The organism is Pseudomonas kielensis (assembly GCF_014236655.1).
GTDB classification, from domain to species: domain Bacteria; phylum Pseudomonadota; class Gammaproteobacteria; order Pseudomonadales; family Pseudomonadaceae; genus Aquipseudomonas; species Aquipseudomonas kielensis.
Genome location: NZ_JACMYG010000020.1, coordinates 87,740 through 107,343 on the forward strand (window position 1 = coordinate 87,740; position 19,604 = coordinate 107,343).

General features: G+C 61.1%; 18 protein-coding genes and 1 pseudogene. 12 read left to right on the plus strand and 7 right to left on the minus strand.

Going from position 1 to position 19,604, the window contains the following annotated elements; genetic code table 11:
• Window positions 1-45 precede the first annotated feature (45 nt).
• Window positions 46-603 (minus strand): L-threonylcarbamoyladenylate synthase type 1 TsaC, encoded by a 558-nt coding sequence (gene tsaC, locus H7995_RS18510; protein ID WP_166588907.1) that lies wholly within the window; start codon window positions 601-603, stop codon window positions 46-48.
• 67 nt (window positions 604-670) lie between these two features.
• On the minus strand, window positions 671-1,777 hold the full coding sequence (dprA, locus tag H7995_RS18515) for a DNA-processing protein DprA (RefSeq protein ID WP_166588906.1): 1,107 nt from the start codon (window positions 1,775-1,777) through the stop codon (window positions 671-673).
• Window positions 1,778-2,101: 324 nt separating this feature from the next.
• Here dprA and def point away from each other — a divergent pair, with 324 nt between their 5' ends.
• The 5 genes from def to H7995_RS18540 all read left to right on the plus strand — a co-directional run bounded on the left by def (window position 2,102) and on the right by H7995_RS18540 (window position 6,717).
• Complete coding sequence (gene def / locus H7995_RS18520) at window positions 2,102-2,608, plus strand: peptide deformylase (RefSeq protein ID WP_166588905.1); 507 nt, start codon at window positions 2,102-2,104, stop codon at window positions 2,606-2,608.
• 74 nt (window positions 2,609-2,682) lie between these two features.
• Complete coding sequence (gene fmt, locus H7995_RS18525; protein ID WP_166588904.1) at window positions 2,683-3,630, plus strand: methionyl-tRNA formyltransferase; 948 nt, start codon at window positions 2,683-2,685, stop codon at window positions 3,628-3,630.
• Window positions 3,627-4,937 carry a 16S rRNA (cytosine(967)-C(5))-methyltransferase RsmB gene (rsmB, locus tag H7995_RS18530; RefSeq protein ID WP_185818715.1) on the plus strand — a complete coding sequence of 437 codons (1,311 nt, stop codon included), beginning with the start codon at window positions 3,627-3,629 and terminating at the stop codon, window positions 4,935-4,937. Before fmt ends, rsmB begins: the two co-directional genes overlap by 4 nt.
• Before the next feature lie 22 nt (window positions 4,938-4,959).
• Window positions 4,960-6,333 carry a Trk system potassium transporter TrkA gene (trkA, locus tag H7995_RS18535; RefSeq protein WP_166588902.1) on the plus strand — a complete coding sequence of 458 codons (1,374 nt, stop codon included), beginning with the start codon at window positions 4,960-4,962 and terminating at the stop codon, window positions 6,331-6,333.
• A gap of 63 nt (window positions 6,334-6,396) precedes the next feature.
• Window positions 6,397-6,717 (plus strand): tetratricopeptide repeat protein, encoded by a 321-nt coding sequence (locus tag H7995_RS18540; protein ID WP_166588901.1) that lies wholly within the window; start codon window positions 6,397-6,399, stop codon window positions 6,715-6,717.
• Between the two features lie 34 nt (window positions 6,718-6,751).
• Here H7995_RS18540 and H7995_RS18545 read toward each other — a convergent pair whose 3' ends face one another.
• Together H7995_RS18545 and H7995_RS18550 are read right to left on the minus strand one after the other, a co-directional pair.
• The gene (locus H7995_RS18545) at window positions 6,752-7,639 is read right to left on the minus strand and encodes a lysophospholipid acyltransferase (protein WP_166588900.1); all 888 of its coding nucleotides are present in this window, start codon (window positions 7,637-7,639) and stop codon (window positions 6,752-6,754) included.
• Between the two features lie 42 nt (window positions 7,640-7,681).
• Entirely contained in the window at window positions 7,682-8,239 is a 558-nt protein-coding gene (locus H7995_RS18550) for a DNA-3-methyladenine glycosylase I (protein ID WP_182342932.1), read from the minus strand.
• An 81-nt stretch (window positions 8,240-8,320) separates the two neighbouring features.
• On the opposite strand from H7995_RS18550, the gene glyQ reads away from it, so the two are divergent.
• The 4 genes from glyQ to H7995_RS18570 all read left to right on the plus strand — a co-directional run bounded on the left by glyQ (window position 8,321) and on the right by H7995_RS18570 (window position 12,719).
• Window positions 8,321-9,274 (plus strand): glycine--tRNA ligase subunit alpha, encoded by a 954-nt coding sequence (glyQ, locus tag H7995_RS18555; RefSeq protein WP_008155694.1) that lies wholly within the window; start codon window positions 8,321-8,323, stop codon window positions 9,272-9,274.
• The gene (gene glyS, locus H7995_RS18560) at window positions 9,271-11,325 is read left to right on the plus strand and encodes a glycine--tRNA ligase subunit beta (protein ID WP_166588899.1); all 2,055 of its coding nucleotides are present in this window, start codon (window positions 9,271-9,273) and stop codon (window positions 11,323-11,325) included. Before glyQ ends, glyS begins: the two co-directional genes overlap by 4 nt.
• 6 nt (window positions 11,326-11,331) lie before the next feature.
• Complete coding sequence (gene gmhB / locus H7995_RS18565; protein WP_166588898.1) at window positions 11,332-11,865, plus strand: D-glycero-beta-D-manno-heptose 1,7-bisphosphate 7-phosphatase; 534 nt, start codon at window positions 11,332-11,334, stop codon at window positions 11,863-11,865.
• Between the two features lie 83 nt (window positions 11,866-11,948).
• A complete protein-coding gene (locus H7995_RS18570; RefSeq protein WP_166588897.1) occupies window positions 11,949-12,719 on the plus strand; it encodes a lysophospholipid acyltransferase family protein in 771 nt (256 codons plus the stop codon).
• A gap of 177 nt (window positions 12,720-12,896) precedes the next feature.
• Here H7995_RS18570 and H7995_RS18575 read toward each other — a convergent pair whose 3' ends face one another.
• From H7995_RS18575 to H7995_RS18585, 3 genes are all read right to left on the minus strand, one after another.
• The gene (locus H7995_RS18575) at window positions 12,897-15,203 is read right to left on the minus strand and encodes a CHASE2 domain-containing protein (RefSeq protein ID WP_185818716.1); all 2,307 of its coding nucleotides are present in this window, start codon (window positions 15,201-15,203) and stop codon (window positions 12,897-12,899) included.
• A gap of 18 nt (window positions 15,204-15,221) precedes the next feature.
• Complete coding sequence (locus H7995_RS18580; protein WP_166588895.1) at window positions 15,222-16,205, minus strand: FecR family protein; 984 nt, start codon at window positions 16,203-16,205, stop codon at window positions 15,222-15,224.
• 416 nt (window positions 16,206-16,621) lie between these two features.
• Window positions 16,622-16,912, minus strand: coding sequence for a hypothetical protein (locus H7995_RS18585; RefSeq protein ID WP_166588894.1), 291 nt, complete (start codon window positions 16,910-16,912; stop codon window positions 16,622-16,624).
• Between the two features lie 185 nt (window positions 16,913-17,097).
• On the opposite strand from H7995_RS18585, the gene H7995_RS18590 reads away from it, so the two are divergent.
• The 3 genes and pseudogenes from H7995_RS18590 (at window position 17,098) to H7995_RS18600 (ending at window position 19,580) form a co-directional block, all read left to right on the plus strand.
• Window positions 17,098-17,808: a response regulator transcription factor gene (locus tag H7995_RS18590; protein WP_166588893.1), complete on the plus strand. Its 711-nt coding sequence runs from the start codon at window positions 17,098-17,100 to the stop codon at window positions 17,806-17,808.
• A 616-nt stretch (window positions 17,809-18,424) separates the two neighbouring features.
• Window positions 18,425-18,817 (plus strand): annotated as a pseudogene (locus H7995_RS18595) (DDE-type integrase/transposase/recombinase); the annotation flags it as partial.
• A 79-nt stretch (window positions 18,818-18,896) separates the two neighbouring features.
• Complete coding sequence (locus H7995_RS18600; RefSeq protein WP_185818717.1) at window positions 18,897-19,580, plus strand: hypothetical protein; 684 nt, start codon at window positions 18,897-18,899, stop codon at window positions 19,578-19,580.
• The last annotated feature ends 24 nt before the right edge of the window (window positions 19,581-19,604 follow it).

Below are 19,604 nucleotides of genomic sequence, written 5' to 3' on the forward strand. Positions count from 1 at the left end.
CTGGCGCCCGCGTGCGGCTTGCCAGCGAATGGCAGCAGCGCGATCTCAGTCCGGACGCACCACGTGGCCGGTCGCCAGGTCGCGAATCACGCTGGGGTTCTTGCGCCCACCGAGCTGACCGCCCAGTACCAGGTCGACTTGCCCACGGAAGTACTGCTCGACGCGAATCCGCGTGCGCGCGGCCGGCCGTCCCTGAGGGTTGGCGGATGTCGACACCAGTGGCCCGACCAATGCACACAGATCCCGCACCTGCGGGTGATCGCTGACGCGCAACGCCACGGTTTCGTGAACCCCGGTGATCCATTGCGGCAACATGTTCTGGTGGGGCACCAGCCAGGTGTTCGGCCCAGGCCAGGTGCTGGCCATGCGATCGAGCCACAACTGCGGGAAGTCATCGAACAGGAAGTCGAACTGGCGGATATTGTCAGCCACCAGGATCAGGCCCTTTTCCACCGAACGTCCCTTGATCGCCAACAGGCGATACACCGCTTCTTCATCCCAGGGGTCGCACCCCAGGCCCCAGACGGCTTCGGTTGGATAGGCAAGCACCGCCCCTGCGCGAATTCCTCGTGCGGCTTGTTGCACACGCCAACTGTTGACCATGACCGACTCTCCAAAATAAGGCTGTGCGCAGTTTACCCATCTTCCTTACAAATCCCAGTGCATGAACCTAGCTTAGGCGGGCAAACCAGCGTCCGCCTTCCGCCACCGCGCGACCCTGCATTTCCAGCTCGGTCAGCGCCACCAGCACTTTGGGCAAGGCCCAGCCGCTGGACTCGGCCAGGGCTTCGGTGGTGTGGGGCGCGGCAAACAGCAGGCGCAACAACGGGTGATCGAGTTCGGCCGCAGCTGTGACCGGGGCGGCCGGCAAGTACTGCCAGCCACGCAATCCTTCGAGAATATGCTCAATGGTCTCCACCAACGTTGCCCCGTCGCGAATCAACTGGTGACAGCCGCGGGCAGCGGGGTGGTGGATGGAGCCGGGAATCGCATAGACCTCGCGCCCCTGTTCTGCCGCCAGCCGGGCGGTGATCAATGAACCGCTGGCGACACTGGCCTCGACCACCAGCACGCCCAGGGACAATCCACTGATGATCCGGTTGCGTCGGGGAAAGTGGCTGGGGTGCGGCCCGGCATCCAGGGCAAATTCGGAAACCACCGCGCTGCCCTGGGCAATCATCGCCGTGGCAAGGGCTCGGTTGCGCTGTGGATAAAATTTTTCCAGGCCGGTGCCCAGCACTCCCACCGTCTGCCCTCCGACGTCGAGCGCGGCCTGATGCGCAGCGGCATCGATACCCAGCGCCAAGCCACTGGTGATCACAAAACCAGCACCCGCCAGGCTGCGGGAGAATGCCGCCGCGGTGTCCATCCCCGGCCTGGAGGCGCGACGGCTGCCGACCATCGCCAACTGCGGTTTTTCCAGGATCGCCGGATCTCCGGCGACAAACAGCAAAGGCGGTGGGTCACTGATCTCAGCCAGCAACGCGGGGTACCCGGGCTGGTCAATCATCAGTAAATGCTGGCCTTCACGCTCCAGCCAGGCCAATGCCTGGTGAGCGCCATCGCGAATCGACGGGCTGCGCCTTGCCTCTGCGCAGGCGGCGGGCAAACCCAGGGCACGCCAGGCACTGGCCGGGGCGCTGATGGCTTTGGAGGCCGAACCGAAGGCTTGCAGCAACTTCTGGTAACGCCGTGGCCCCAGTTCCGGCAGGCAGTGCAAACGCAGACGGGCTTCCAGTTCCGCCGGCGAAACCGGCAGGGATACAGACGACGGCATAAGATCATCCTTGATCGTAATTGAGCCTGACGGGTCAGGAACAAGCTGTGGATAAGTCTGTTGGTAACTTGTTGAGTGTTTTCTCGCCAAGAGGCGCTGAGGAGCAGGAATTTTTACCCTGCGTGCAGGCTGTGGCGGGCGATGGGCAAAGGTTTGTGATTTCCCTCACGCGGTGAATCCCTTTATTATGTGGGTTCGCGTAAAACGCCAGAGCCGACATGGCTCGCTCCCGCGAGGGGGCTTCGTTTTACAGCCATCGCCAGCCTCTGCGGACTGCCAGGCGATCGGCCCTGACCTTACTTCACACGTGCAGCAATTACGCTTATGGCCATTTTGAACATCCTCGAATTCCCCGACCCGCGCCTGCGCACGATCGCCAAACCGGTGACCGTAGTGGACGACGAAGTGCGGCAGTTGGTCGATGACATGTTTGAAACAATGTATGAAGCGCCAGGCATCGGCCTCGCGGCGACCCAGGTCAATGTGCACAAGCGCATCGTGGTCATGGACTTGTCCGAAGACCGCAGTGAACCGCGGGTGTTCATCAACCCCGAGTTCGAGACCCTGACCGACGAGATGGACCAGTACCAGGAAGGCTGCCTTTCGGTACCCGGCTTCTACGAAAACGTCGATCGCCCGCAGAAGGTCAAGATCAAGGCCCTGGATCGCGACGGCAAGCCGTACGAAATGATCGCCGAAGGCCTGCTGGCGGTGTGCATTCAACATGAGTGCGATCACCTCAACGGCAAATTGTTTGTCGACTACCTGTCCACGCTCAAACGCGACCGGATCAAGAAGAAGCTGGAAAAGCTCCATCGCCAGAACGCTTGATTCCTTTCTTCCAAAGGCTTGCTGCGGCAAGCCTTTTTCTTTTGTGACTGCTTCTGAAACCGAGAGCCTCCTCAATGCGCATCGTCTTTGCCGGCACCCCCGAATTTGCCGCCGAACACCTCAAGGCCCTGCTCGACAGCCCTTACGAGGTCGTGGCGGTCTACACCCAACCGGACCGTCCGGCAGGTCGTGGGCAAAAGCTGATGCCAAGCCCGGTCAAGCAGTTGGCCCTGGAACACCACATCCCGGTGTTCCAGCCACCCACCCTGCGCAATGCCGACGCCCAGGCCGAACTGGCCGCCCTGCAGCCGGACCTGATGGTGGTGGTCGCCTATGGCTTGATCCTGCCGCAGGTGGTGCTGGATATCCCGCGCCTGGGTTGCATCAACAGCCATGCCTCCCTGTTGCCGCGCTGGCGCGGTGCGGCGCCGATCCAGCGCGCCGTCGAAGCCGGCGATGCACAGAGCGGCGTCACCGTGATGCGCATGGAGGCGGGGCTGGACACCGGGCCGATGCTACTGAAGGTGAGCACCGAGATCAGCGGCCAGGACACCGGCGGCACCCTGCATGACCGACTGGCCGAAATGGGCCCGCCCGCCGTGCTCCAGGCGATTGCCGGATTGGCCGCCGGCACCCTGCAAGGCGAAGTGCAGGACGACAGCCTCGCCACCTATGCGCACAAATTGAACAAGGACGAGGCGCGCATCGACTGGAGCCGCCCGGCGGTCGAACTGGAACGCCTGGTACGCGCCTTCAACCCATGGCCGATCTGCCACAGCACCCTCAATGGCGAAGCGCTGAAAGTCCTGGCCGCCAACCTGGTCGATGGCCAAGGCGCCCCAGGCGAGGTGCTCGGCGCCAGCAAGGACGGCCTGATCGTCGCCTGCGGTGAACAAGCGCTGTGCTTGACCCGCCTGCAATTGCCCGGTGGCAAGGCCCTGAACTTCAGCGACCTGTTCAATAGCCGCCGCGAGAAATTTGCCCTGGGCACCGTCCTCGGCCAATCGGTGGACGCGCAATGAACCCGCGTCTGGCCGCCGCCAAGGCACTGGCCGCTGTCCTCAGTGGCAAAGCGTCCCTCAACAGTTCCCTGCCGACTCAACTGGACAAAGTCGAAGACCGCGATCGCGGCTTCACCCAGGACCTGGCCTTCGGTACCGCACGCTGGCAGCCACGCTTGTCGGCGCTGGCGGCCAAACTGCTGCAAAAGCCCCTCAAGGCGGCGGATGCCGATGTCGAGGCGCTGCTGCTGGTCGGCCTGTACCAACTGCTCTACACCCGGGTTCCGGCACACGCCGCCATCGGTGAAACCGTGGGCTGCGCCGACAAGCTGAAAAAGCCCTGGGCCAAGGCCCTGATCAACGCCGTACTGCGCCGCGCGCAACGGGAAAGCGAAGCGCTGCTGGCCGAGCTCGAACACGATCCGGTGGTACGCACCGCCCACCCACGCTGGCTGCAAAAATCCCTCAAGGCCTTCTGGCCCCTGCAGTGGGAAGCCATTTGCGCCGCGAACAACGCGCACCCACCGATGATTCTGCGGGTCAATCGCCGCCATCACGACCGCGATGCCTACCTGCAGCTGCTCAGCCAGGCCGGGGTCGCCGCCCAGCCTTGCACCTTCAGCCAGGACGGTATCGTCCTCGAGACCCCGGGTGATGTGCGCAGCCTGCCGGGCTTCAGCGAAGGTTGGATCAGCGTACAGGACGAAGCGGCGCAACTGGCCGCCGAGCTGCTGGACCTGGCGCCGGGCCAGCGGGTGCTCGACGCCTGCTGCGCACCCGGCGGCAAGACCTGCCATATCCTCGAAGTCGAGCCTGGGCTGGCCGCCGTGGTTGCGGTGGATCTCGAAGCCAAGCGCCTGGTACGGGTCAAGGAAAACCTCGAGCGCCTGGGCCTGAGCGCCGAACTGATCGCCGCCGATGGCCGCGACACGCAGGCCTGGTGGGATGGCAAGCCGTTCCAGCGGATTCTGCTGGACGCTCCCTGTTCGGCCACGGGCGTGATCCGCCGCCACCCGGACATCAAGCTGACCCGCCAACCCGATGACATCGCCGCACTGGCCGTGCTGCAAGGTGAGTTGCTCGACGCGATGTGGCCCACCCTCGAGGTAGGCGGCATTCTGCTTTACGCCACCTGCTCGACACTGCCGACCGAGAACACCGAAGTGATCGAAGCCTTCCTCGCGCGCACCCCCGGCGCTCGCGAACTGGACATCGCCAGCCAGGCCGGCATCAAGCAACCCCATGGTCGCCAGTTGCTGGCGCAAGAGGGTGGTCATGACGGGTTCTATTACGCCAAGCTGATCAAGATTGCCGCCACGCGCGGTTAACCGGTTTTAAGGGAGTAAATGGATGAAGATCATCATCCTCGGAGCAGGGCAGGTGGGTGGATCACTGGCAGAACATCTGGCCAGCGAAGCGAACGACATCACCGTGGTCGACACTGACGGCGAACGCCTGCGCGATCTCGGCGATCGCCTCGACATCCGCACCGTGCAAGGTCGCGGCTCTTTGCCCACGGTGTTGCGCCAAGCGGGCGCCGACGACGCCGACATGCTGGTGGCCGTGACCAACAGCGACGAAACCAACATGGTCGCCTGCCAGGTCGCCCATACCCTGTTCCATACCCCGACCAAGATCGCCCGGGTGCGCGAGGCGTCCTACCTGACCCGCGCCGAGCTGTTCGACAACGACGCGATTCCGGTCGATGTGCTGATCAGCCCGGAACAAGTGGTCACCAACTACATCAAGCGCCTGATCCAGCACCCCGGTGCCCTGCAGGTGATCGACTTTGCCGAGGGCAAGGCCCAGTTGGTCGCGGTCAAGGCCTACTACGGCGGACCGCTGGTAGGCCAGCAACTGCGCCAATTGCGCGAGCACATGCCGAACGTCGATACCCGGGTGGCCGCGATTTTCCGTCGTGACCGACCGATCCTGCCGCAAGGCAACACGGTGATCGAAGCCGACGATGAAGTGTTTTTCATTGCCGCCCGGGCCAACATTCGCGCGGTCATGAGTGAAATGCGCCGCCTCGATGAAAGCTACAAGCGCATCGTCATCGCCGGTGGCGGGCAGATTGGCGAGCGCCTGGCCGAGGCCATCGAAAGTCGCTACCAGGTCAAGATCATCGAGATGAACCCGGCCCGCTGCCGCTACCTGTCGGACACCCTCGACAGCACCGTGGTGCTGCAGGGCAGTGCATCGGATCGCGACTTGCTGCTGGAGGAGAACATCGCCGACGCCGATATCTTCCTTGCGCTGACCAACGACGATGAAGCCAACATCATGTCTTCGCTGCTGGCCAAACGCCTGGGCGCAAAGAAGGTGATGACCATCATCAACAACCCCGCCTACGTCGACCTGATCCAGGGCGGTGACATCGACATCGCCATCAGCCCGCAACTGGCGACCATCGGCACCTTGCTGGCCCACGTACGCCGGGGCGACATCGTCAGCGTGCACTCACTGCGCCGGGGTGCGGCAGAAGCCATCGAGGCCATTGCCCACGGTGATGAGAAGTCGAGCAAGGTCATCGGCAAGGCCATCGAGAACATCGCATTGCCGCCGGGGACCACCATTGGCGCGATCATCCGCGACGAAGAAGTGTTGATCGCCCACGACGACACTGTGATCGAAGCGGGGGACCATGTGATTCTGTTCCTTGTGGATAAAAAGCATATTCGCGATGTGGAAAAGCTGTTCCACGTCGGCCTGAGCTTCTTCTGAACCAGGATGTGCGGCCGCCTGGCGAAACGCCTACTTCTGACCCACCCAACAAGGAAATGACCCATGCTCGAGTCCCTGGAAAAAATGCTCGCCAAGGGTGTGGATAACTCATTGCTGCGCTTCGGGCTGGGCAAGGGGTATCTGGATCTGGGGGAAAACGCCAAGGCCGCCGAGCACTTCACGCGCTGCGTGGCGTTCGATCCGAAATATTCTGCGGCCTGGAAGCTATTGGGCAAGGCCCACCTGGCGCTGGCGGACTACCCGGCGGCGCGCCAGGCCTGGGAGCAGGGCCTGGAAGCTGCCCGCGCCCATGGCGACAAGCAGGCCGAAAAGGAAATGACGGTGTTCCTGAAAAAGCTCGATCGCCAACAACCTGCGCTGTAGGAGCAAGCAGTGCTCCTACAGGGGTGATCGCCAATCAGTACCAGCGCTCTTCACCCGGCGGACGCTTCTTGAAGCGCTTCATGCTCCACATGTACTGACTCGGATACGCCCGCACATACCGTTCGACCACCTGGCTCATGGCCGCGCAGGAGGTCTCGGTGTCGGTGCTGTACATCGCCTCGGGGGCGGCTTCCAGAATCACCTTGTAGCCCGAGCCGTCCGGCAGGCGCAGGGCGTGCAGGAATACCCCGACCGCCTTGCCGCCAGCGAGCATGTTCGGCACAAACTTGCTGGTCAGGGCCTTGGTGGCGAAAAAGGGCACGAAAATACCGGCCGATTCGGCTGGCTCCGGGTCAGCCGGAATCCCCACCGCGCCGCCTTTGCGCACTTCCTTGATGACGCTGAGAATGCCTTCCTTGGTGGACGCCGCCACGCGGTTACCCAGTTGCACGCGCTGCTTGCGCAACAGTTCGTCCACCGCCTTGAGCTTGGGCGGACGGTAGAAAATGATCGGTTTGCACTGGCTGCAATAGAAGTGGTTGAGCACTTCCCAGTTGCCCAGGTGGCTGGTGATGCCGACGACGCCCTTGCCTGACGCCAGGGCGTCCTTGAGCACTTCCAGGCCTTCGACTTCACGCACCAGATCGATCGACCGCTGGGCCGGCCAGATCCACGCGCAGGCGCTTTCGGTCAGGGACTTGCCGATGTCCTTGAGGCTCTGGCCCACCAGGCGCTCACGTTCGGCGGGGTCCATGTCGGGGAAACACTTGGCCAGGTTGATGCGCACCACGTCGCGGGAACGGTTGGGCGTTTTCCACATGACCCAGCCAATGGCCGCGCCCACCGCTTGCACTGCCCGCCACGGGAGCAGGGCAAACAACCTTAGAGCGCCTACCAGCAAGGCGCCTTTCAACTTATCCACAGGTCACTCCTGTTGTCTGAATCCTGTTGCGAGCCGGCTATTCTAACCGCGCACCGCCAACTCGGCGTAACGATCACAATCGCGGGTGTGGTCCATGACCATGCCAGAGGCCTGCATCAGGGCGTAACAAATGGTCGGTCCGACGAACGTGAAACCGGCTTTTTTCAGCCCGCGACTCATTTCCACGGCGACCGGGGTCACGGCCGGCACCTGGCTGCGATCCTGGAAATGGTTGATGGTCGGCACACCGCCAACAAACGACCAGAGAAAACCCACCGGGTCTTCCAGCGCCAGCCAGGCCTGGGCGTTGCGCCGTGCGGCATTGAGTTTCAGGCGGTTGCGGATGATCCCGGGATCGAGCATCAGGTCATCGATTTCGGCGTCGCTCATCTGGGCCACGCGCTGCACATCAAAGCCGTACAGCACCTCACGGTAGCGCTCGCGCTTCTTCAGCACAGTGATCCATGACAGTCCGGCCTGGAACCCTTCGAGCAAAAGCAACTCGAACAAGTGCTGCGCATCGCGTAGCGGTACGCCCCACTCCTGATCGTGATAGGCCATGTACAGCGGATCTTCGGAACACCAAAAGCAGCGTGGCATAAGGCTCCAGGGGGCGTGCGCACGAACGAATCGGGTATACTCCCGCTCTTTAAATCGCAGCCCAAGAAACAGGTGAATTTCGTGAGCCAGCCTACGCCAGCCGTGCGTACCTTCCAAGACTTGATCCTCGCCCTCCAGCAATACTGGGCCGAGCAAGGTTGTGTGGTACTTCAGCCCTACGATATGGAAGTAGGCGCCGGCACTTTCCATACCGCCACGTTCCTGCGCGCCATCGGCCCGGAAACCTGGAACGCCGCTTATGTGCAGCCCAGTCGTCGCCCGACTGACGGCCGCTACGGCGAAAACCCGAACCGTCTGCAGCACTACTACCAATTCCAGGTAGTCCTGAAGCCGAACCCGGACAACTTCCAGGAGCTGTACCTGGGCTCCCTCAAGCACGTGGGCCTGGATCCGCTGGTACACGACATCCGTTTCGTCGAAGACAACTGGGAATCGCCGACCCTGGGCGCCTGGGGTCTGGGCTGGGAAGTCTGGCTCAATGGCATGGAAGTGACCCAATTCACTTACTTCCAGCAGGCGGGCGGCATCGAGTGCTACCCGGTGACTGGCGAAATCACCTACGGCCTGGAGCGTCTGGCCATGTACCTGCAAGGCGTGGACTCGGTCTACGACCTGGTCTGGGCTGACGGCCCGATGGGCAAGGTGACCTACGGCGACGTGTTCCACCAGAACGAAGTGGAGCAGTCGACCTACAACTTCGAACACGCCAACGTCGAGAAGCTGTTCGAACTGTTCGACTTCTACGAAAGCGAAGCCAAGCGCCTGATCGAACTCGACCAGCCGCTGCCGCTGCCAAGCTACGAAATGGTGTTGAAGGCCTCGCACACCTTCAACCTGCTGGATGCGCGCCGGGCGATCTCGGTGACCGCGCGTCAGCAATACATCCTGCGTGTGCGCACCCTGGCGCGTTCCGTTGCGCAAGCCTACCTGCTGGCTCGCGCCAAGCTGGGCTTCCCAATGGCGACCCCGGACCTGCGTGATGAAGTACTGGCCAAGCTGGAGGCTGCACAATGAGTGCGCAAGATTTCCTGGTTGAACTGGGCACCGAAGAGCTGCCACCCAAGGCCCTGAACACCCTGGCCGAGGCCTTCCTGGCCGGTATCGACAAGGGCCTGCAAGCTGCAGGCCTGAGCTATGAAGCCAAGCAGGTCTTCGCCGCGCCACGGCGCCTGGCCGTGCTGATCAGCGCGCTGGCGACCCAGCAACCGGATCGCAGCATCAACCTCGACGGCCCGCCACGCCAAGCGGCGTTCGATGCCGAAGGCAACCCGACCCAGGCCGCCCTGGGTTTTGCCAAGAAGTGCGGTGTCGAGCTGAGCGAAATCGACCAGAGCGGCCCGAAACTGCGTTTCAGCCAAGTGATCAAGGGCAAGCCAACCGCCAGCCTGCTGCCGACCATCGTCGAAGATTCCCTCAATGACCTGCCGATCCCCAAGCGCATGCGCTGGGGTGCCCGCAAGGAAGAGTTCGTACGTCCGACCCAATGGTTGGTCATGCTGCTGGGTGACCAGGTCATCGACTGCACCATTCTGGCCCAGAAGGCCGGTCGTGATTCCCGTGGTCACCGCTTCCACCACCCGGAAAACGTGCGCATCGGTTCGCCGTCCAGCTACCTGGCCGACCTGCGTGCCGCTTACGTGCTGGCGGACGCCAACGAGCGTCGCGAGATCATCAGCAAGCGCACCGAAGAGCTGGCCACCCGTCAGGAAGGCACGGCAATCGTTCCGCCAGCGCTGCTCGACGAAGTGACCGCGCTGGTCGAATGGCCAGTGCCGCTGGTGTGCTCGTTCGAAGAACGTTTCCTCGAGGTGCCGCAAGAAGCCCTGATCACCACCATGCAGGACAACCAGAAGTACTTCTGCCTGCTGGATGCCGACGGCAAGTTGCTGCCACGCTTCATTACCGTGGCCAACATCGAGAGCAAAGACCCGCAGCAGATCATCGACGGTAACGAGAAAGTGGTTCGCCCACGCCTGACCGATGCCGAATTCTTCTTCAAGCAAGACAAGAAGCAGAAGCTCGAAGACTTCAACCTGCGCCTGCAGAACGTGGTGTTCCAGGAAAAACTGGGCAGCGTCTACGACAAGGCCGAGCGCGTTTCCAAGCTCGCCGCCTTCATCGCCCCGCACATTGGCGGCAACGCCCAATGGGCTGCGCGCGCGGGCCTGCTGTCCAAGTGCGACCTGGCGACCGAAATGGTCGGTGAGTTCCCGGAGATGCAAGGCGTCGCCGGTTACTACTACGCCCTCAACGATGGCGAGCCAGAAGACGTCGCCCTGGCCCTGAACGAGCAGTACATGCCGCGCGGTGCTGGCGCCGAGCTGCCGAGCACCCTGACCGGTGCGGCCGTGGCGATCGCCGACAAGCTCGACACCCTGGTCGGCATCTTCGGTATCGGCATGCTGCCAACCGGCAGCAAAGACCCCTATGCCCTGCGTCGTGCAGCGCTGGGCGTGTTGCGCATCCTGATCGACAAGAAGCTGGACCTCGACCTGACCGACGCCGTGGCCTTTGCCGTGGCGGCCTTCGGGGCCAAGGTCAAGTCCGCCGGCCTGGCTGACTCGGTGCTGGAGTTCATCTTCGATCGCCTGCGTGCGCGTTACGAAGACGAAGGCGTGGACGTGGCAACCTACCTGTCGGTGCGCGCCCTGAACCCGGGTTCGGCACTGGACTTCGATCAACGCGTGCAGGCGGTGCAAGCCTTCCGTCAGTTGCCTGAAGCCGCTGCCCTGGCCGCGGTGAACAAGCGCGTGTCGAACCTGCTGAGCAAGCTCGAAGGCAGCGTGCCGACCACGGTCGAAGCCAAGTACTTCGACAACGCCAACGAGTTCTCCCTGTACTCGGCGATCCAGCAAGCGGACCAGGCTGTGCAGCCAATGGCCGCCGCTCGCCAGTACCGTGAATCACTGGCACGCCTGGCAGCCCTGCGCGAGCCGGTGGATGCGTTCTTCGAAGCGGTCATGGTCAATGCCGAAGACGCCAACGTGCGGGCTAACCGCTACGCGCTGCTGGCGCGCCTGCGTGGCCTGTTCCTGGGCGTGGCCGACATTTCGTTGCTGGGGTAAGACCGTTTGAAACTGCTGATTCTCGATCGGGACGGGGTGATCAATCATGACTCCGACGCTTACATCAAGTCGGTGGCGGAGTGGATTCCACTGCCGGGATCGATCGAAGCCATCGCGCAGTTGAGCAAGGCCGGCTGGACGGTAGCGGTCGCTACCAACCAGTCGGGCATCGCTCGCGGCTATTACGATGTCGCCACCCTGGACGCCATGCATGCGCGCTTGCGCACGCTGGTGGCCGAGCAGGGTGGCGAACTCGGCCTGATCGTCTACTGCCCCCATGGGCCGGACGCAGGTTGTGACTGTCGTAAGCCAAAACCCGGCATGCTTGAAACCATTGCCGCACATTACGACGTGCCGCTGACGGGCCTGTGGTTCGTCGGCGACAGTCTCAGTGACCTGGAGGCGGCAAAAGCCGTCGACTCTCAGCCAGTCTTGGTAAAAACCGGTAAAGGCGCAAAGACTCAGGGCAAGTCCCTGCCGGCAGGCACTTTGATTTTTGACGATCTGGCGGCGATTGCCGCAGAACTTATCAACAACTAGGGCGATTCTGACTTCCTGACCAAGGACTGTTCGGGAGCGCGCTTTTAGAAGGCGGGCACTGACCCGCAACGGTAATCGCGATCATGTCGATCTTGCAGGCAATCAGAACCTTTCTTTTTTACCTGCTGCTGGGCACCAGTTCGTTGCTGTGGTGCAGCCTGAGCTTTTTCATCGCGCCTTTCCTGCCGTTCAAGGCACGCTACCGTTTCATCAACGTCTACTGGTGCCGCTGCGCGTTGTGGCTGAGCAAGGTGTTCCTGGGCATCCGCTATGAAGTCAAAGGTGCCGAGAACGTCCCGGACCAGCCGTGCGTGATCCTGTCGAACCACCAGAGCACCTGGGAGACCTTCTTTCTCTCGGCGTACTTCGAGCCCCTGAGCCAGGTGCTCAAGCGCGAGTTGCTGTTCGTGCCGTTCTTCGGCTGGGCGATGGCCATGCTGCGCCCGATCGCCATCGACCGCGACAACCCCAAGGCCGCCCTCAAGCATGTCGCCAAGAAGGGTGACGAGTTGCTCAAGGACAAGGTCTGGGTGCTGATCTTCCCGGAAGGCACCCGCGTACCCTTTGGTACTGTCGGCAAGTTCTCCCGCGGTGGCACGGCGCTGGCGGTCAACGCCCAGTTGCCGGTACTGCCGATTGCGCACAACGCCGGCAAGTTCTGGCCGAAGACCGGCTGGGCGAAGAAGCCCGGCGTCATCACCGTGGTCATCGGCGCGCCGATGTACGCCGAAGGCAGCGGACCCCGGGCCGTTGCCGAATTGAACGACCGCGCCGCCGCATGGAATGAGCAAACCCAGCGCGACATGGGCTCACTGCCGCCACTGTCCGCTGCAGTGGATAAAGAAGCGCAGTGATTCTGTGGATAACCTGTGTACGGTTTTCCTGCTGAATGCTTTATTCTTTATCTAACTTAATGATTTATATGCATATTTCTTAAGCTGATAAAACGCCGTAAAACGTGCATAAGTTTTCTCAGTGATAAAAAAACCGGCCATGGTTGCCGGTTTTTTTATGCCCGTTTGGCCTGCCCATCAATCCTCCAGTAACGGCAACTCCATCCGGAACGTCGTGCCCTCGTTGACCCGGCTTTGACAGAAGATCCGCCCACCATGGCGATCCACCACCGCCTTGACCATGGACAACCCCAGGCCCAAGCCTTCACTGCCCTGGGCGGAAGCAAAGCGCCGGTACTGGCTGAACAGTTCGGGTAGCTCCTGGGCCGAGATGCCCTGGCCCTGGTCGCTGATCTCGCAGCTCAGCCAGCCCTGTGCACAACTGACCCGCACGCGCACCTGGCTCCGGGGCGGGCTGTACTTGATGGCGTTCTCCAGCAGATTGAACAGGGCCCGGGTCAGCAATGACGGGTCTGCGAGCACCATACCCTCGGCTTCTTCATCCAGGTCATGAAGCAACTCGATCTGTTTCAACTGGGCGCAGCTCATGGCTTGATCGAACGCATCGAGCACCAGCATCGCGAACATGCTCGGCGCGAACTGGTAGGCCTCCGATTCCGCCTTGGCCAGTTGCACGAAGGCTTCGGTCAGGCCCAGGGCCTTGCGCACCTGGACCTCGATCTGGCTGTGCAATTGTGGGTCTGCGCTACCTTGCTGATGCTGCACATCGAGCAGGGCCAGGATCGCTGAATGCGGCGCGCGCAGGTCATGGGAAAGAAAACGCAGCAGCACCGCTCGTTGTTCCTCGGCCTCACGCTCGAGACTCAGGTCGGTCAGGCTGAGCAGCCAGCCAATCGCTGCGCCGCCATCAGCCGGCAGCAACGGCGCCAGCTCCAGTCGCAGGCTGCGTCCCTGGGTGTCGCGAAACTCACTGCTGCCCAGGGTCGAAACCGCCGGCAAAGCCCCTTCCGCCAGCCCTGGATAACCCAGACCGGCCAGGCGGGCCATCAGTGGCTCACCCACCAGGTCATCGGCGAACAGCCCACGGGCATTGCGGTTGGCCAACAGCACCCGGCCATCCGGGCCGCTGATCAGGGTCGCCACCGGCAAGTACTCCAGGCCGTCGGCAATAAACCGGCGGGTATCGCGGGTGCGGCTCATGGCCTGTTCCAGGGCGACAATCTGTCCCTGCAGCACATCGCCGGCCGGAGCCGCTGTCCGCCGGCGCTCGGGGAATACCTTGGGTTCGTTATCCAGTCGCTGCAGTTCCCAGCCGAAATAGGCGAGCACCGCATTCAGGCGGCGCCAGTTCCAGACCAGATAGCCCAGTATCATCCCCAGCAGGCTGGCCATCGGCGACCACCACCAACCTGCCCGCAGCAATAACGCAGACACCAGCAGGGCACTCGCCAAGCCGCCCAGGGTCAACCACAGCGCGCGCCGTGGCCGGAACAGCAGCAGGGCCAGCAGCGCCGCAACCAAGGCTGTGGATAAGCTCAGCGTCCAGCCATTGCCCAGCACCAGGATGCTGCGCTGTTGCAGCAGGCCGTTGAGCAGATTGGCCTGGATCTCGATGCCCGGCGTGGTGCCGAGGCTGGCTGACTGTGGTGTGACATACCGGTCGCCCAGGCCGGGCGCGGTCGAGCCGATCAGAATCAAGCGATCACGCAACAGTTGCGCCGGCACGTCCCCACGCAACACGCTGACGTAAGGCACCGTAGGAAATCCACCTGGCTGGCGGATGAACGGAATACGCACGTTATGGCTCCGTTGCCAGCCTTGCGCCGTCTGCGGCGCAGACGAGCCGGGCAGGGCGACAGCCGCGTCCGTGCTGGCCTGGTAGAGCAGCCACGCCAGTTGCGCCCGGGGTTGCGGCGCCGGACCTTCGCGCAGGTAGACACTGCGTACTTTCCCGTCAGCATCCGCTTCGGCATTGATGTGCCCGACCCCCTTGGCGCATTGGCTCAAGGGTGCCACGGGTTCGATCTCGGCCAATGGCTGGTCAAAGCGAGCGACCCCTTCGCGCAGCAACGGAATGTACACATTGCCGGCCTGGCAGAGTGCCTGGGCCAGGCGCTGGTCATTCTCGGGGTTGGGGTCCGGCTCGCTGAAGATCACGTCGAACAACACGCCCCTGGGCTGGGCCGCGGTCAACCGGTCGAGCAGGTCGGCGTGCACGGGCCGCGGCCAGGGCCACTTGCCGAGTTGCTGCAGGCTGTAGTCGTCGATGGTCACGATGAGAATGCGCGGGTCGACTGGCAGCGGGCTCAAGCGCTGCAGGTTGTCGTACAGCAGGTTGCTCAGGGTCAGGCCGTGGCTCAGGGACAAGACCGCCGTCAGCGGCAGCAGGATCAGGCTGACCCCTAGCCATTCGCGGACCATTCGCCGAAACAATTGCTGCGCCTGGGTCGGCTCGCGACCTTCCTTCCTTGGCCAGCGTGTCATCGGCCCATCGCCGCGGCGCTATTGAACCCGTGAGGGGCTGGGGTAATAGAAGATGTCATATACCCCGGTTTCTCCTTCAAGCCCCTGCTGATCGAATGCCGAGAGCCGAACGTGATAATAAAACGCCTTCAACCCGCTGAAATTGATCTCTGGCGTATCGGAAAACTGTTCCTGCTTGATGTTCATGAACCCGGTATCGGTGGCGACCTGGGCCCGATAGCGCGTGGCGCCCTCCAACGGTTTCATGATCAATTTCCAGACCGGTGTCGAGCCTGTCTGCCCGGCCTGGCCGAGCAATCGAGGGGCCGGTAACAGGTCACTGGGGGTCAACGTGCCTTCCTTCTGGATACGCAGCCCCTGGCGCGCCAGGACCTGTACTTCATCATCCGCGCGGGCGACGGGCAAGGGTTTGCCCAATGGTTTTTTCGCCCGCTCTTCCCGGTCCACGGCCACCTGGCCATTGAGCACCTCGAGCAGCGAGTGCCCGGTAGCATCGTTGCGTACCCGAAAGTGGGTACCGCGAACGCCGAGCACACCTACCGGCGTGATGATCTGGAAACGATCATAGTCGCTGGCGCGCTTGATCACATAAGACTCGACCTGACCTTGTTGCAGAAGGACCTGCGGCACCTTGAGCTCATCGTTGAGACTCAAGGTGACCTGGGAGCTGGAGGGCAGGACGATACGCGAGCCATCGCCCAGGGACAGGCTGACGAAGGCGGTAGGAGAAGTCTTCACACCTTCTTGTTCATCCACCGTCATGCCTTCCTCCAGCGCTACCTGCTGGCCCTTGCGATCGAGCTTCCAGGCTTCGCCCGTCAGGTGTTCGACAGTGGCGGGCAGGGGTTGGCCACGGCATTGCTGTTGGTCATCGATGTAGGGCAGGCGCTTGGCGCTGGAGGGTGCGGCAGTGGCACTCAGGGTCAACGGACCGACCAGACCTGCCAGGAGCAACAGGCAAGTACCCAGGTGACGGCAGTGCAAGGAGGAGATGGGAGTCATGGGATTCGCTTTGGCGCATGTTCTGAAAATCTGTTCGAACCGCTGAGTCAACAGCAGCACGCACCTTACCTGACGGGGCACTGCGCCAGGTAGGCCGATTTGCGCAGGACGCCGTCACCGTAAAAAAGCTGTCGCGAGGTACCGGACGTAAAGACCCGAAGGGGTTGAGGTGACACATCCTTGTGTCGGCCGGATCGATCAGGATCCAGCGTGGATCTTGAGCGGCTCCCTGTTTTCCCCCTGAACTGCAGACCGCAAGCGAACCGGCGATCGGCGGTCCCGCCAGGTTGGCGTCGACACTCCCTGTGTCGGAGCACTTCCGAATGCTCCATTGCCGCTCCACACTTACGAATTTACCTACACCAAAGATCGAAAAGTCGATTCTGCATATTTGTTCAGAATTGTCCCCCAGCCCTTCAGAACACCCAGCGCGGTTGTTCTTCCCGGGTTCGCAAACGCATGCCCTGGTCGCCGTCCCCGGCACCGATGACCGGGGCGAACCCCCGTGAATCACTGAAGCCGACATTGATCACCGCCGGGCTGTAGTAGCGTGGCGACTCCGCCACAGGCACCACCGCGGTGCTGGAGTTCACCGTGGGCGATGCCATCCCCATACTGGTGAAAAACGCCAACGACAGGCACCGGGTCAGCACCACGCCCAAGGTCAACTTCGACATCCCGGCACGAAGATCCAACCTGCTAACCATCGTTGCTTTCCTTGCGCCATCGAGTGAGATTTTGGCCAGTTACCGGCCAATTGACATCAGCGTAACCAGCCACCACTCGATCTGGAGCAAATCGCCATAATTGTTCAGATTCAGCCAATCAGCCTAAACTCGCTCCGGCACGGCTTTGCCCGACCACACTCCACGAAATAAAGGAACGACCCCGAATGCGTGTCGCCATACTGGATGACGAACCCGCCGAGCTACGCCGGGTGGAACAGACACTGCGACAGATGCCAGAACCCGGGGAAGACGCCTGGAGCTTGCACAGTTTCGAGCGGGGAGAGGAGTTGTTGCGGCAACTGCGCCGCGAAACCTTTGACCTGTTGATCCTTGACTGGCAAGTGCCTGACCTCAGTGGCCTGGCGCTGTTGCGCTGGACACGCGAGCACATGGACGCCCCTCCGGCGGCGATCATGCTCACCAGCCGCGATGCCGAGAGCGATATTGTCCAGGCGCTTAACGCTGGGGCAGACGACTACCTCAGCAAACCCTTTCGCCCCAACGAGCTCAAGGCCCGGGTCAATGCGGTGCTGCGCCGCCATGGCGTGTTGCGCAACGCCGCCAGCGAAGTGCAGAGCTTCAACGACCTGGTGTTCGATGACGCCGAACTGACCGTCACCCGAGCCGGCATCCCGATCAGTTGCACCGAGCGCGAGTACCGCCTGGCACGCTGCCTGTTCGCCAACCTGGGTCGACCGCTGTCACGGGAGTACCTGTACCAGCGTTTCTGGACCCATGAAGAAATGGTCTCTTCCCGGCCGTTGGACACCCATATCTACCGCTTGCGCAACAAGCTGGGCCTGACCGCCGACCGGGGTTGGCAACTGCTGACGATCTACGGTTACGGCTATCGACTGGAAAGCGTCAGCGCCTGAAACCAGCGAGTAATAAAAAAGGCCAACGCAGAGCGTTGGCCTTTTTGTTTACTGCAGGATGAACCGGTGTAGGGTCACAAAATAATTGCTTCAGGACCTCCAGCAAACGCTGGTAGAGAATCATTTATTTGGTGAGTCCATTGGCAGGGATTCACTGAATAAATGAGAAAAACCTACATGTTTCACACAATAATTGGTTCCACGTGGAACAGGGGCGCGGCAAGTGATGCTGCGAGAAGCGCGTGGCGCCTGCTAGGCTGGTTCTTTCAAGCAGGGTTGTGCGCAATCGCTGGGGCAACCTCCAGATACTCGTAGATACACTCGCTTGTTGGCACCGACGCCGAATTGACCCAGTTGCCGAGATTTTACTGACCCAGTCTGACTCCTCGCGAATCATTGTCTGTGCTGGATTTGTGCAGGTTTGGAGATGGATCAGACTTGCCTCGGCACATTGGTCAATTCGGCGTCGGCGTCAACAGCTCTGGCACAGATATCTATTCAGAGGTAGAGGACTCTCGCGACGGTTAAGCAGTTAGTGAGCTTGGAGAGTGGTTAGAAAATTCGGGGCGATTTAAGAAGAAGGTTAGTCGTTAGGCTGAAAGAGGCTGCCGTCGTCGTTCAGAGGCAGATGACCAGTGATTTGGCCATTGATGCGTTATTGATGGCGGTTTGGAGGCGAAAACCGAAACAGGAGGTGATGGTTCACTCCGACCAGGGCGCCCAGTACAGCAGCTCCGATTGGCGCAGCTTTTTAAAGGCGAACAATTTGGTTCCCAGCATGAGTCGCCGAGGCAACTGTCATGACAATGCCGTGGCTGAGAGCTTTTTCCAGCTTCTAAAGCGGGAACGAGTCAAGAGGAAAATCTACACCACGCGGGAAGATGCTCGTAGCGATGTGTTCGATTACATCTAGATGTTCTACAACGTAAAACGTCGTCATGGTTTCAACAATCAGCTGTCGCCGGTAGAGTTTGAAAAGCGTTACGCATTGAGCTTGCAAGGTGTCTAAAGAATCCGGGGCGATTCAGAGCTGTGGATAAGTAGTATGACCGAATCCTTGAATTAGGCTATCAGGAAGGTAGATCTCAATGGATATCCCATCTCAGCATGTTTTTGAGGTGCTTTCAGGAAAAGGCGTAGAGGAGCTACATCATGCAAATAGTATCGCGACTGCTTGCCAGTTCTTAAGAAGCAAAGCTTTGATGTCTCGGGGCACCGTGGAGCGTATGGGATTGGCGCAGACTGCGCAGTCCTCTGACGATGTAGATAAGCGATACAGCATCTGGTTTGATGTCTTTCTTGACTCCGTAGATATTCATGCGAGAGCAGGTCGTGCCAACGCCTATGGTCCTGTTCTTTTTGTCTTCGATCTCGCACTCATTGATCGAAACAAGACAGGCCGAATCTGGGTAACAAAGGAAAATCCGACAAAGTGGGCAGGGAAGTCGGACGAAAAAAGATGGTTCCAGGGCAAAAAAGAGTTAAATGACGATTTCGTCAGAGGAAGGTTCGATCAGATGATCGTATTGCGGCACTGTGGTGGATCACTGCCATTCGGTCGGCATCTGAAGAAAATCATCCTGGATGATCCAAAGCTGAAAACAGATGAGAACGTCAACATCTATAGCATGGCAGTTGGAGCTCTTAGGCTTGCGATGCAAGATGCCAACATCGATGTTCCCATTGAGCGCAGGAGGTGCAAAGCGCAATGTAAATGCAAGGCTCACTGGAGCGGTGACGATGAGCGTCTCTTTAAAATGTTTGATCCCTGAATTCATAGAATAAGCGCAATGATC